This window comes from Flavobacterium fluvii, assembly GCF_900129545.1.
In the GTDB taxonomy this organism is placed as follows: domain Bacteria; phylum Bacteroidota; class Bacteroidia; order Flavobacteriales; family Flavobacteriaceae; genus Flavobacterium; species Flavobacterium fluvii.
In genome coordinates this window covers 65,910-79,079 of sequence record NZ_FQWB01000005.1, presented here as the reverse complement: position 1 = coordinate 79,079, position 13,170 = coordinate 65,910, and the positions used below count along the sequence as shown (strand labels likewise).

Here is a 13,170-nt window from a genome sequence, read left to right as displayed (position 1 = left end):
TTGGCATTTTGCTGTTATTGTCTGGCTGGTTGTTCTTTTGGAAATTTGGAAATGTCCATATAGAGAATCTCCCAAGTGTGTCCGTCAAAATCTTCGATAATTATGGCTACCAGCAAACATCTAGCATAACCGCCAAGATTTAATTCTACAGCCGTTTTATAATATTCTTGAAGAAGCAATTTGCATATCGGCATGTTTCCAGGCTTCGTTAAAACGAACTTTTGTTTCTTCATGTCTTTTTTTGTCGCCAAGCTTTTCGTAGGCATTCATTAGTCCTTTCAAAGCCCAACCGTTATTGCGGAAGTTTTTTAAATCTTCTTCGTATATTTTTATGGCATCTTGATATTTTCCTGCATCAATCAATATGACGCCTAAATGATGGCGAACCGAAAAAAACCAATCTGGTGGTTCATTATAATTCAGTGCGTCTTCTTTTGCCACAGCTTCCTTCAGAAGTAAAATTGCTTTGACATAATTTTTTTCGTTGGCATTGATTTCTCCTTCCAAAGTTTTCGAGGCTATTTCGCATAAGTCCAATACACTGTTAATACCCCAAATTGTCAAATCTTTTAGTTTGGGATCGGTCATTATTTTTTTTATCGTGGCGAGATGTTTTTTGGCTTCGGTTGGTTTATTTTTGGAAAGCATTGTCATTCCTTGGGCGTAATGCCAAATCAGCAATGGATATTTCAACTCTTTTTCGGGTGCGGGAGTGTTCAGGATGTCATTCCATAAACCAAGTTTTGTTTTCACATACCAAGGAATTGAATAATAATGCTGTAAAGTGGACCAAGCCGGATCGAGCAATAATTTTTTGTGGGCATGGTTTGCCGTTGCATGCGCACCTTTCAGGGCAATTTTGCTTTCTCCGCTAAGTGTGGCGCAAGCCGCGATGAAGTGATAATTGTGAGGGTAATAGGCAAGGGGGTAGGCTCCTTGGGCATGACATGCATCTATGTAGGAACTGTCAATTGCAACAGCTTTTAGATTGGTTGTGACACCATCATGATAACGCCCGTTTCTTATGTAAATATGGGATGGCATATGCACTAAATGTCCGGAACCCGGAACCAAATCGAGAAGCAAGTCTGCACTGGCTTCTGCATTTTCGGGTTTCTGTGACATTTCTTCGGCATGTATGTAAAAATGGTTTGCAGCTGCATTTTTTGGTTCCAATTGCAGGCATTTTTTGAGCACTGTTATTATTTCAGGTGTCCAAGGCTGTGGTGTTCCGTCTTTATTCCATAAATTCCAGGGATGCATGTCCATTAACGATTCCGCAAACAGTGCACCTACCGTTGCATCCTTTGGGTATTTTTTATACACTTTTCGCATGGCAGAGGCATAAGACGAATCGAGTACAGAACGCTCAATAATGGTATCGTTGGAATAGCGAAGCATTAAGGCTTCAATCAAATCTTTTTCTTTTTCCGTGCAGGAGGCCGAATATAATTTTGCTTTTTTGACAGCGTTGTAAGCCCGCAGAAAATTATCCTTTTCCATGCCTGCATTGTAATTTGGGCCAAGAACATAGGCAAAACCCCACCAACCCATGGCGCATTTGGGCTCTTGTCGCGTGATTTCAAAAAAGGAACGGGCAGCTTCAGCATGATTAAATCCAAAGGAAAGCATTAATCCCTGATGGAAATATTTTTGTACTTCTGCATTTTTTGTCGAAATAGGAAAATGAAGACCATCTAGCCCTTTGAATAAAGGGGCTTTTTTGCCTGAAGAATACCAGTTTTTGTCTGTTACTTCAGGTGTGCTGCAGCTAAAATTACTGGATACAGATTTAGCTTCATTTACTGTCTTGTTTTTGGAGCATGAACAGCAAATTATAATAAAACAAAGTAAATAGTAAGTGGTTCGCATAATTCATGGTTTTAAGACCTTGAATTTACAAAATATTTTTGAAAGTTGGTGTTAATGTGTTGTAATACAGTCTTGTCGTGGCTTGACCAAGGTTTGTCTTTTGGTTATTGTTAAACTTTAAAATACAAAGCCATTTTCAAATTAAGCCTATTGTACACCCGAGGCTGCAAGCCGAACGGACGAAGTAAATCCGTTGTGGAAGCTGTTGAGAGAAAAGCTGACTATACGGTAATGAGTTTTTATATTTTAAACATTTCAATTCTTGCCATCCAGAAAATATCTGATTGTAAGAATTGAAGTCTTGTTTTAATTATTTGGTCCGTTTTGTTTCTAGGATTTTTTGTGATGAACCTCGCCTTGGAATTAGTAAAGTCCAAAGTATTTTTTTTATCAATGTCTTTTTGTTTATCGGCAAAGAATGAAATCACGTTGTTTTCTACAGTCCATTTTCCTTTACCATATGTGTTTGTTTCGGGTGGAACTGCCTGTTTAATGTTTGAATAAGAGTGGAATATAAAAGTTCCATCTTCGTTTAAAGTCAATTTGTATTCTATCAAGTCACCGTTATCAGTTTTAAGAGTACGCAGGTAGTCACCAGCCGATTTGTCCACTTGAGAGAATACCGTCATACTTGAAATTAAAATTAAAATTGTAAAAAATGCTTTCATTGGAGTAGTTTTTAAATAATGTTTTCTTGATTTTACGGTTTCTGACAGCGTTTTTCACAACGTCACACCGCTGTTGGCAGTTCATTGCCGTGAAGACAGCTAATTCCAGTTATCTATTTTTATGTCATGAGGCGAAGGTTTTCCTTCTCCGTTTTCGATGAGTTGTTTTAAACTAAGCATAAAAATTGCCCATTTCATGCTGCAATGCGCTTTGAATTCTACTTCTTCAGACCAATTAACGTGGTTAAACAATACGATTGTATAGTTTTCTTCTTGATGTAAATCGAATATGACTTCAGTTCCAATCCATTCTTCTGGACCTTCCAGAAATTTCCAATGAATTTTTTTATTGGGTTCCAAGTCTTTTATTTCAAAACTCATGCTGCCAATTTCATTTCCTTCCAAAGTATGAAATCGGGTCGTAACCGTTTTCCCAATTTCGGATTCTCCGCTTGTGTCTTTTGTCCACCAATTCGATATTCCTTGTATCGTTGCCAAAGCTTCGTATACTTTTTGAATTTCTGCTTTAATGCCTACTCTGTGAATTATATTTACCATAATTTATAGATTTAGTTATTTTGCAAAACCGCGGTTATAGGCTGTGTTTATTTAACTCCAGTATTATTTTTTCTAATGCTGTCGTTGAACTTCGCTTCTTTGTCTTTTTAAGATATTCTTGAAATTGTTATTTTTCACAAAGTTCTTTCAGCTTGTCTAGTGCCTTTGGGTAGTTCTCGTTCATATAACCCACAAAATCTTCTGTGGTGTCTAAGTCTACTGTAACGGTTGTTGTTCCATTGTTTTCTTCGAAGGTATAGTTTTCAAATCCGTTTGCCCATTTTTCCACTTCTGGTCCTTCCGTAATTTCCTTGTCCCCTTTTAAAAGGCCATAATGTTGAATCGAAACAAATTGGTTGGGAATGTTTTCAGCTATCCTGGAAACCATGCCTCCCTTTTCTCCTTTTTCGTCTACTCCAACAAATAGAATTTTAGTTCCCTTGTCCCAACTTCCTTCATAGGTCGATGTAGGATTAAACAATGCAGTCCATTGTTCATAAGTTGATTTACTGTTAATGCCAAGCATAAAATCATATATCTCGGTCACGGGAGCATTGATGCTTACTTTGAATTGTAACTTTTTCATAATGTTAAATGTTTGTTTGTCTCAATCTTTCGAGTCGTTATTATCTGTCATACGAGCTGTCGTTTTACAAAACCTATAATGTTTTGGTAATAAATAGTTTGTCGCTAAATTAATCCCTATTTTCGGATTTGTCAAAACTTCCAAATAAAACCAACTTTCCATTAATCCAATTGCCAAAATCAGTTGTAGCTGTTACCAGTAGTTGATTATGCACTAATCTTTAAATTATGAAATGAGCTTTTTACATATTCCCAAAACATTCCACTTGCTTCTTGAGGAACTACAAAAGTCATTATTAAGCTTGCAATTGTACCAATAAACATTGATTTCCAATCAAATTTATTCAACTCGTCAACTTTTGCAGACAAAGAATCTAATTTACTTTCAATTATTTCTAATTTCTCTGGACTTAAATTTAAAAGCTTAATTTTTACTTTTAAGTCTTCTATGTTTTGTTTAGTCTGAATTTTTTCAATATCTGTAAATTTGCTGTTTAGTTCTTCATATTCAGCATTAAGGAAATTTGTATTTTGAAAAGATTCCCAACCAGTTGGAGAATTAAATTCAGCAACAAGTTTCTCTGTCCACATCAAAAAATGTTGCACCAAACCATTCCAACTTGTTGATATTGAAATTGCATTTTTATCGTCGACTGAAAAATATTCAATTAGATAACCATTGGTTTTTTGTTTGATAATAGAAAACGAAAAATAATCATATTTAAATTTAATTTTAAATACTTCGTATTCTCCTGTTGCTTCAAAGTCTAAAATATTTAATTTGTATTTATGAAAAACATCAGATAATTGCTTCTTTTCTACGTTGGTTATTCTCATTTTATTTTTTCAATTACTGGTAACTTGCATATACTCGCTACAAAGTAGCAACAATCTACCCAATTTAGGGTGTATAGTCGCTATTGAATAGTGAATGTCAACAAATATAGAAATAATATTTTTATTACAAATTATCCAATCCACTTTATGTTTTCAATCCACTTTTTCAACCCAAAACACCAATAAAAAATCCCTAACTGATTCACAATTAGGGATTAGTTTTATTTACGGGAGTTCTGCCTACTGCGAATGAAAACGGAGTACTGAAAAAAACTATTTCTTTTTCAAAATTTTGTATTCTTCATAGCAACCGCTTATGGCGTCCAGAATTTGCAGGTCGTTGGCGGTTCTCACGAAGGACTCGGAGTAACTGCAACGTTCCAGGATTTCGGCGATTTCTTTTTTGTCGATGCCCAGCAATACGGAAATGGTTTCACGATCAAATTTGGTTTCCAGAAGATTGCGAACGGTATCGTCCTTCTTCATTTCTTTTAGTCTTTTGAGTTCGGTGGGTTTCTTGCCAAAAAAGTTGTAAAGCTTGTCGGCGGGATTGAAAATAGCTCCCATTGTTTTGCTGAATGCATTGGGTGAAGTGTCTCCGGTTTCATATCCTTCGGTCAATCCATTGATGCTGTAGCGGTAGTTTTCGTGGGTTGGAATTAATTTGGAATCCACTTCCAGATAGCCCGTCAAGTTGTATCGTCCAACGATTACTTCTTCCAGCGCATAGGCTTTTTCGGTCAGTTGTATGGTGGTGGTTTTGGTTTTTACCCAGTCATTGGTAACCTTGATTCTTAAAGATTGAAATCCAATACAGCTAATGTGCAAGGTGTCGTTTACGGAAACGGCAAGTACAAAATTACCTTTGTCATCCGTGGTTGTGCCTTTTACTTTATTGATGTTGATGATGTTTACATTTGGTAAAGGGAATTTCGTATTGTCATTAATAATAGTCCCAGTAACGGTTTGGGCTGGTTCAATAACTTGCGAAAAAGCTGTTGAGGAGAGTATTAAAAAAAAGAAAACTACAAAATATTTCATAAACTGGTTTAAAACTTTAAAAGTAATAAAACGGTATTAAATATTTTGTAGTTTCAATATAATTATAAGAAAATTAACAAAATGTGTTAACTTCTTCTCGGTCTTCTTTCTCTTGGTGCATCACCAAAGCTTTCAGAGCGTCTTGCCGGTCTTTCCGAAGAACCACCGTCACGTCTTGGAGCATCGGATGATCTTGGAGCTCTATCAGAGAAACCACCAGTTCTTGGAGCTGAATTGCTTCTAGGTCCAAAACCACCTTCTCTCGGAGCAGAACTTCTGTCGCTTCTGAATCCACCACCAGAACCTTCACGTCTTGGAGCAAAGTTTCCTTCTCTTCTTGGAGCAGAACTTCTTCCGCCACCAAAACCTCCAGAACTTCTTCCGTTATGATCGCGTCTTCCGCCACCGTCGTTTTTAGAAATTTCAACATTGATACGACGTCCTTCTAATTGTACGTTGTTCAATATTTCCATTACTTTATCCGTGTGTTCCGGATCGGTGTTGAAGAAAGAGAAACCTTCTTTTACATCTACCTTGAAAACATCATCACGACCCAAGTCCAATGTTTCTTTCAAGTAATCTTTCAATGACATCCAGTCGAAATTGTCTCTGGACCCGATGTTCACGAAATATCTTGTGGCACCGCCATTGTTGTTTTCTCTTGGTTCTCTGTCGTCACGCTCACGTCTTTCAGAACCCGAAGATTGATTAGAGATGTCCCTGTTTTTCTTGTAGTAATTGATGAAACGGTTGAATTCTACAGATACCATTTTCTTGATCAATTCTTCTTTTGTCAAACCTTCCAAAACGCTGTTGATAGCCGGAAGATAGTTGTCAATTTCGTGATCTACTTCAGTATCCTTGATTTTGTTGGCAAGATGCAACAATTGGATTTCGCAAATTTCAATTCCAGAAGGAATTGTTTTTTCTTCGAATTTCTGTTTGATGATTCTTTCGATGGAAGAAATCTTGCGGATTTCACTTTTGGTTACAATAACGATAGAAGTTCCCAATTTCCCTGCACGACCTGTACGGCCAGAACGGTGATTGTAGGTTTCTATTTCGTCAGGCAATTGATAGTTTACTACGTGAGTAATGTTGTCAACGTCAATTCCACGAGCAGCAACGTCAGTAGCCACAAGCATTTGGATTTGACGACCTCTAAAAGATTTCATCACACCGTCACGTTGCGCTTGAGATAAATCTCCGTGCAAGGCAGCAGCGCTGTATCCGTCTTCGATTAATTTTTCGGCAACCGCTTGTGTGTCACGTTTTGTTCTACAAAAAACTACCGAGAAAATGTCTGGATTGGCATCGGCCAATCTTTTCAAAGCTTCGTAACGGTCACGGGCATTTACCAAGTAAAATTCGTGAGAAACGGTAGCTGAACCCGAGTTTTTTGCTCCAACCGTGATTTCAACTGGGTTGGTCATAAATTGTTTTCCAATTCGGGCTACTTCTGCCGGCATTGTAGCCGAGAACAGCCATGTGTTTTTTTCGTCTGGCGTAGTAGAAAGAATGTTTACGATGTCTTCATAGAAGCCCATATTCAACATTTCGTCTGCTTCGTCAAGAATACAGTAACTAATTTGAGAGATGTTTACCAATCCTCTGTTAATCATGTCCTGCATTCTACCTGGAGTAGCCACAATAATTTGCGCACCTCTTTTGATGTCTCTAGCCTGTTCTGTAATACTCGCACCACCATAAACAGCCACTACATTAATACCTTTTTCGTATTTGGAGTAGTTTTTAAGTTCGTTTGTAATTTGCAAACATAGTTCGCGGGTAGGTGATAAGATTAACGCCTGTGTATTTCTGTTGTCGGCATCAATTTTTTGGATGACTGGAAAACCAAAAGCTGCCGTTTTCCCTGTCCCTGTCTGAGCCAACGCAACTAAATCTGTGTCTTGTTCCAATAATAGGGGAATCGCTTTCTCCTGTACTTCGGTCGGATTCTCAAATCCTAGATCGATAATCGCACGTTGTAGCGACTCACTCAATCCTAATTGTTCAAATTTATTCATATATGTTTTTAAAATTTGGTGCAAAAGTACAGTTTAAAAACGATATAATCTAATAGAAAATTCAGATTTAATATTTTATTGTCATTTGAAAATCAATTAGTTAGTTTTTCAGGAAGTCAATCAAGAGCTGTGTAGCCTTGCCACGATGGCTGATAATGCCTTTTTCTGCCATGGAAAGTTGTGCAAAAGTGGCTGTAAAACCTTCCGGCTGAAAGATGGGATCATAGCCAAAACCTTGATTTCCTGTTTTTTCCAAAGTGATTTCGCCACGGGCAATTCCAGTGAAAAGATGTTGTTTGCCGTCCAGGTTTAAGGCGATTACGGTTTTGAATTGGGCATTTCTATTGGTCTTGTCGGTCAATGCTTCCAATAGCTTGTTCATGTTGTCGTCGGCATTGCGTTGTTCGCCCGCGTATCGTGCCGAGTAAACGCCGGGAGCTCCGTTTAGCGCTTCCACTTCCAGTCCAGTGTCGTCGGCAAAACAATTGTAACCGTATTTTTGGGTCACGTAATTGGCTTTCATTATGGCATTCTCTTCGATGGTATCGGCGGTTTCCGGTATTTCTTCGAAGCAGCCAATGCTTTCCAAACTTATAATTTCGATAGTGGAAGGAAGCAATTGTTGGACTTCAAGGATTTTATTTTTGTTGTTGGTGGCAAAAACGAGTTTCATTTTTTTGTTTTTAATAGGATGAAAAACAAAGATACAATCTTTTGAAAATGGTATCATGATATCCGATTTTCATTTTGTGGAATGTTCATTAAACAAACGAAAAAAACATAAGTTTTAACTTGTTATTTGTTGTTATTGTCGGTAGATGAACTGACAAGCTTTTGGGTTGGATTTTTTTTGCTTATTATTGTAATGCTAACCAAATTAGAAAAAACCATGAAAAAAACAGGTACTTTATTTCTTTTGACATTAATTTTAGTGACAATCTTTGCTTCTTGCACCAAAGATGACAGCGGTCCTGTGGACATGAATTATATTGAAGGAAAATGGAATTTCAACAAATCAACCGCAACTTCTGGAGCGTTTACCATCCCATATTCAACTGATTATTTCAAGAATGAAGATGGTTGCAACAAGGATTATATTGAACTTAATGCTGGAGGTAATGCAAAATATGGCAATTATACAACGGCTTGTGCCTTTGAAGAAAAAACGGGAACTTGGACGCAAAGTGGAAACACGATTACAATTGCTGTTTCAGGCACCAGTTTTAACGGAACTTTTAATGTGGCCAGTCTTTCGGCAACCGATTTGTTGTTGAAAATTGACGGAACCTATTCGGGACAATCCGGGACATTTAACCTGTATTTCAAGAAATAAGCAGGAATTGTTTTCTTTTTTACAGAAAGAAGACAAAAGACTCTTAATTCGTTGTTAAAGTATTTGAAAACAATGTTTTGTGTTGTAATTAATCGTAAATTTGGGTGTGGTTCTGATTAATTACTTGAGCATATAATATCATAAATATTTTAATATTAGAAAAAGTATCTCAATAGTCAGCTATACCGAATTTAAGTATAAGTTAGATAATGATAAATCAGAACGTACAAATTGGAGGACTGTAAAAAGTCCTCCTTTTTTTTTGACAATTAGGGATTTGATTTTTGGGTAAATTAAGGGTTTTGAAAATTGATTGCGAAGACCTGATTTATTTCTAAAATAATTTAAAATTAAAAGGTTTCCATTCAATTTCAATGGTGAAAAAACAACGGAGTTAATTTGGTGTTAAATGTTTGTTTTTGAAATATTTGAAAGTGAAATTATTGTACATTTGAATATGGTTTTGATTCATTACTTATTTACATAAGTACCGAAATATGGAAGATTATTTATTAGTCAACTAAAGGGTAAGTAGATGTAAACAATTGTAAATCAAAATCAACAATTGGAGGGCTGTAAAAAGCCCTCCTTTTTTTGTCATCATTGGGTAAAATGGATCGGCTTAATTTTGGTTGTAGTCAAAAGTTGAACCTTTTTGCCTTTTTCTATATTAACCCTTAAACCAAATCCCTATTTGTTTATCTTAAGGAATGCTGTATGTCCCCAAACACCTACTTATGATAAAAAAAAGTCTAAAAAACCCCTTCCTTCTAGCTATCATTTTCATTACATCCATTGGTTATTCCCAAAAAGGTGTAGCAATAAACGATCAAGGTACTACCGTAATACTTTCAAACGATTTTGTGCAAGTAACACTCAATAAAAAAAGTGCGTATATATCTTCAATCAAATACAAAGGACTGGAAATGGTTGGAAAACAAAGGGCTAATTGGAATATTGTAGCCACTACCGATGAATTTCATGATGATGAAAAATTAGTTCAATTTTCTAAAAAGATGAGCTATAGTATTCGCACCAATCCTTCTGAAAATAATGGTGAACGTGCAGAAGTAAGTTTTAAATTCAAATACGAAAATGACACTACAACTATTCCCTTGGATATTGACCTTCGATTTACGTTAGGAAAGCAAGACAAAGGAGTTTATCTTTCAGCGTACTTCCATCATCGCCCAGATTATCCTAAATTTAAATTAGGACAAGGAAGAATGATTGTTGAATTAAATCCAACTATTTTTGATTTTTATACTGTTGATGCTAACCGAAAACAAAAAATGGCTTCAGCTTTTGATGTTGAAAACGGCATAAAACGAAATGTAAAAGAAGCAAAGCTTCTTACTACCGGAATTAGAAAAGGCGAAGTAGAGCATAAATACGATTATTCGGCTATTTTGGCCCAAACTCCCACTTGGGGTTGGACCAGTACACAAAAAAACATTGGCTTTTGGGTGATAAATCCCAGTTTTGAATACATTAACGGAGGTCCAACACAAGTAGGCAACACGGGTCATGTAGAAGCTATTTTGCTAAATCATTGGCAAGATGGGCATTATGGAGGTACTGCACTAAAATTTAACCCAAATGAAGATTGGAATAAATTTATTGGTCCTTTCTATTTTTATTGCAATTCGGGTGCAAACAGTGATTTAATGTGGAATGACGCCATCGAGGAATCTAAAAAACAGCAACTGCAATGGCCTTTTAGTTGGGTTAAAGATAAAGAATATCCGTTAAAACAAGAACGAGGAACTTTAGAAGGTCAAATTAAAATCAATGATTCCTTAACACCAACAACTGCTATTTCAAATATTTGGGTTGGATTAGCGACAATGGATACAAATTGGCAATATGAAGGGAAAAATTATCAATTTTGGGTACATGCTGACGCAAATGGAACTTTTACAATTCCCAATATTCGTGCTGGAAAATACAATTTATATGCTTTTGCCGATGGAATTTTGGGAGAGTTTAAAAAAACAGCCATAACAATTACTTCTGGAAGCAAATTGGATATAGGAACACAAATTTGGACACCCATTCGATACGGAAAACAATTATGGGAAATAGGAATTCCCAATCGTTCAGCTTCCGAATTCAAACACGGAGACCATTACTGGCAATGGGGACTGTACATGTTATATCCAAAAGAATTTCCCAATGATGTAAATTTTACCATTGGAAAGAGTGATTGGAGTAAAGATTGGAATTATTGCCAACCCACGGTTATTGATGCAGATTATACTGTTGTAGGTGGTACAAAATGGAATGTAAATTTTGATTTAGCCGAACAAAAAAAGGGTAAAGGGACTTTGAGATTGGCCATTTGTGGTAGTAGAAAAGGAGAAATTATTTATGTTACTTTGAATGGTAAACCAATTGGAAACACAGGACATTTACCAGAAATGGGAGTAATGCACCGTGATGGGATAAGAGGAAAAGAAGTGGAAATAAATTTGGTTTTTGATGCCCAATTACTTCAAAAAGGCAAGAATACTATTCAACTCTCTTTTGATGCAAAAAAATGGCCTTTCGGTGTATTGTACGATTATTTACGTTTAGAGTTGGATGATTCAAAATAAATGAAATATAAAGAATTCGTTTCAAAACTTAGGTTGTTTTTTGCACTTAATGCTTTATGTGACTTTCTTTAATAACTATTGTGGACATAGGCAAATCAAAATCAATAATTGGAGGGCTGTAAAAAGCCCTCCTTTTTTGTGTTTAATGCTTAGTGACATTCGTTAAATTATCCGGAAAATAGTGATCGGCAAGGTTCGAAAACTCGTCTCCCCGCATAAAGATGTTGATGTCGACTTCGGCAAAAGAGTTTTTTCCGGCTGCAGCCAGTAATTCGTTGGCGGCGTGCAAGGTGTTTTTGTGAAAATGAAACACTCTTTCGGATTTATCGGTAACCACCAATCCTTTTATCAACATTTTGTTTTGCGTGGCCACTCCCGTTGGGCATTCGTTGTTGTTGCATCGCAATGCTTGAATGCAGCCCAAAGAAAACATGAACCCACGTGCTGAATTACACATATCCGCTCCCAAGGCAATCGCTTTTAATATGGAATAACCCGAAATGATTTTCCCACTGCAAATTACCCTGATCTCATCTCTAATTCCCAATCGAATCAAGGTTTTGTTTACAAAAATCAAGGCAGGTTCAAGAGGCATTCCAACACCGTCGGCAAATTCCAATGGAGCAGCTCCCGTTCCGCCTTCGGCACCATCAACGGTTATGAAATCGGGATAGCAATTTTGATGAATCATCTCCTGGCACAAGTTTTCAAATTCGGACGTGTCACCAATGCATAATTTGAATCCAATAGGTTTTCCATTGGATAATTGGCGTAAACGAGTAATAAATTCAATTAATCCTTTACCATCGGAAAAAGCGCTGTGGCAAGGTGGCGAAAGTATGGTTGTGTGGGGTTGAAGGCCTCTTATTTTTGCAATTTGTTCCGTGTTTTTGGAAGCAGGAAGTACGCCTCCGTGACCTGGTTTTGCACCTTGCGACAATTTTATTTCAATCATTTTTACGGCAGAAAGATTGGCTTTTTCCGCAAATTTCCCACCGTCAAAACCGCCTCTGTCATCGCGGCAACCAAAATAACCCGTTCCGATTTGCCAAGTAATATCGGCACCGTTTTGATGAAATTCGGTTAAACCTCCTTCTCCGGTATTGTGGTAGAAATTTCCTTTTTGTGCGCCTTTGTTGAGTGAAACAATGGCGTTTTCACTCAATGACCCAAAACTCATGGCAGAAATATTCAATAAAGAAGCCGAATAAGGTTGGGTACAAGCTGGTCCGCCAACGATAACTCTTGGCAGTTCTTCGTTGACTGTTGCCGGAAATATCGAATGTTTGATTCCTTCATAACTGTCTTGATTCAGTACCAATTGAGTTCCAAAAGGGGATGTGGCATCAATATTTTTGGCTCTTTGATAGACCAAGCTGCGTTGGTTCCTTGAAAACGGTTTCCCGTCGGTAGTGCGCTCTATGAAGTATTGCTGGATTTCGGGTACAATTTTTTCGAACAAATACCTGAAATAACCCAAAACCGGAAAATTTCTAAGTATGGCGTGTTTTTGTTGTATGGTATTGTAGAATCCGATAATTATTAGAATTATCATTAAAGTTGAAAACACAAATCCTGTTTTTAGAAAGTAGTTAAAACAAAAGGAAATTGTCAATAGTGTTAAGCCAATTGCGAATAATTGTTTTCTCATT

General features: G+C 36.8%; 12 protein-coding genes. 2 read left to right on the top strand and 10 right to left on the bottom strand.

What is annotated here, in order from left to right; all coding sequences use genetic code 11:
- Positions 1–14: 14 nt before the first annotated feature.
- From BUC16_RS17630 to BUC16_RS12005, 9 genes are all read right to left on the bottom strand, one after another.
- Positions 15–194: a hypothetical protein gene (locus BUC16_RS17630; protein ID WP_141226152.1), complete on the bottom strand. Its 180-nt coding sequence runs from the start codon at positions 192–194 to the stop codon at positions 15–17.
- The gene (locus BUC16_RS12040; RefSeq protein WP_073370897.1) at positions 157–1,872 is read right to left on the bottom strand and encodes a tetratricopeptide repeat protein; all 1,716 of its coding nucleotides are present in this window, start codon (positions 1,870–1,872) and stop codon (positions 157–159) included. The genes BUC16_RS17630 and BUC16_RS12040 overlap by 38 nt, the downstream gene beginning before the upstream one ends.
- A gap of 239 nt (positions 1,873–2,111) precedes the next feature.
- Positions 2,112–2,540, bottom strand: coding sequence for a copper resistance protein NlpE (locus tag BUC16_RS12035; RefSeq protein ID WP_141226151.1), 429 nt, complete (start codon positions 2,538–2,540; stop codon positions 2,112–2,114).
- Between the two features lie 99 nt (positions 2,541–2,639).
- On the bottom strand, positions 2,640–3,098 hold the full coding sequence (locus BUC16_RS12030) for an SRPBCC family protein (protein WP_073370894.1): 459 nt from the start codon (positions 3,096–3,098) through the stop codon (positions 2,640–2,642).
- A gap of 127 nt (positions 3,099–3,225) precedes the next feature.
- Entirely contained in the window at positions 3,226–3,684 is a 459-nt protein-coding gene (locus BUC16_RS12025) for a tungsten formylmethanofuran dehydrogenase (RefSeq protein ID WP_073370893.1), read from the bottom strand.
- 206 nt (positions 3,685–3,890) lie between these two features.
- Entirely contained in the window at positions 3,891–4,520 is a 630-nt protein-coding gene (locus BUC16_RS12020; RefSeq protein WP_073370891.1) for a hypothetical protein, read from the bottom strand.
- A 273-nt stretch (positions 4,521–4,793) separates the two neighbouring features.
- Positions 4,794–5,561: a carboxypeptidase-like regulatory domain-containing protein gene (locus tag BUC16_RS12015; protein ID WP_073370890.1), complete on the bottom strand. Its 768-nt coding sequence runs from the start codon at positions 5,559–5,561 to the stop codon at positions 4,794–4,796.
- Positions 5,562–5,647: 86 nt separating this feature from the next.
- The gene (locus tag BUC16_RS12010) at positions 5,648–7,588 is read right to left on the bottom strand and encodes a DEAD/DEAH box helicase (RefSeq protein ID WP_073370888.1); all 1,941 of its coding nucleotides are present in this window, start codon (positions 7,586–7,588) and stop codon (positions 5,648–5,650) included.
- A 100-nt stretch (positions 7,589–7,688) separates the two neighbouring features.
- Positions 7,689–8,261 (bottom strand): non-canonical purine NTP diphosphatase, encoded by a 573-nt coding sequence (locus BUC16_RS12005; RefSeq protein WP_073371240.1) that lies wholly within the window; start codon positions 8,259–8,261, stop codon positions 7,689–7,691.
- 216 nt (positions 8,262–8,477) lie between these two features.
- Here BUC16_RS12005 and BUC16_RS12000 point away from each other — a divergent pair, with 216 nt between their 5' ends.
- On the top strand, positions 8,478–8,921 hold the full coding sequence (locus BUC16_RS12000; RefSeq protein ID WP_170860874.1) for a lipocalin family protein: 444 nt from the start codon (positions 8,478–8,480) through the stop codon (positions 8,919–8,921).
- A gap of 737 nt (positions 8,922–9,658) precedes the next feature.
- Positions 9,659–11,518, top strand: a complete 1,860-nt coding sequence (locus BUC16_RS11995) for a polysaccharide lyase family protein (protein WP_073370885.1) — start codon at positions 9,659–9,661, stop codon at positions 11,516–11,518.
- A 142-nt stretch (positions 11,519–11,660) separates the two neighbouring features.
- Here the strand turns inward: BUC16_RS11995 and BUC16_RS11990 are convergent, their stop codons facing one another.
- The gene (locus tag BUC16_RS11990) at positions 11,661–13,169 is read right to left on the bottom strand and encodes an FMN-binding glutamate synthase family protein (protein ID WP_073370884.1); all 1,509 of its coding nucleotides are present in this window, start codon (positions 13,167–13,169) and stop codon (positions 11,661–11,663) included.
- Position 13,170: the final 1 nt, after the last annotated feature.

Excerpts from the sequence above, each read along its gene's own strand:
- BUC16_RS12025 (WP_073370893.1), bottom strand. The coding sequence starts at position 3,684 with ATGAAAAAGTTACAATTCAAAGTAAGCATCAATGCTCCCGTGACCGAG.
- BUC16_RS12005 (WP_073371240.1), bottom strand. The coding sequence starts at position 8,261 with ATGAAACTCGTTTTTGCCACCAACAACAAAAATAAAATCCTTGAAGTC.
- BUC16_RS11995 (WP_073370885.1), top strand. The coding sequence starts at position 9,659 with ATGATAAAAAAAAGTCTAAAAAACCCCTTCCTTCTAGCTATCATTTTC.
- BUC16_RS12030 (WP_073370894.1), bottom strand. The coding sequence starts at position 3,098 with ATGGTAAATATAATTCACAGAGTAGGCATTAAAGCAGAAATTCAAAAA.
- BUC16_RS12020 (WP_073370891.1), bottom strand. The coding sequence starts at position 4,520 with ATGAGAATAACCAACGTAGAAAAGAAGCAATTATCTGATGTTTTTCAT.
- BUC16_RS11990 (WP_073370884.1), bottom strand. The coding sequence starts at position 13,169 with ATGAGAAAACAATTATTCGCAATTGGCTTAACACTATTGACAATTTCC.
- BUC16_RS12035 (WP_141226151.1), bottom strand. The coding sequence starts at position 2,540 with ATGAAAGCATTTTTTACAATTTTAATTTTAATTTCAAGTATGACGGTA.
- BUC16_RS12015 (WP_073370890.1), bottom strand. The coding sequence starts at position 5,561 with ATGAAATATTTTGTAGTTTTCTTTTTTTTAATACTCTCCTCAACAGCT.
- BUC16_RS12010 (WP_073370888.1), bottom strand. The coding sequence starts at position 7,588 with ATGAATAAATTTGAACAATTAGGATTGAGTGAGTCGCTACAACGTGCG.
- BUC16_RS17630 (WP_141226152.1), bottom strand. The coding sequence starts at position 194 with ATGCCGATATGCAAATTGCTTCTTCAAGAATATTATAAAACGGCTGTA.
- BUC16_RS12040 (WP_073370897.1), bottom strand. The coding sequence starts at position 1,872 with ATGCGAACCACTTACTATTTACTTTGTTTTATTATAATTTGCTGTTCA.
- BUC16_RS12000 (WP_170860874.1), top strand. The coding sequence starts at position 8,478 with ATGAAAAAAACAGGTACTTTATTTCTTTTGACATTAATTTTAGTGACA.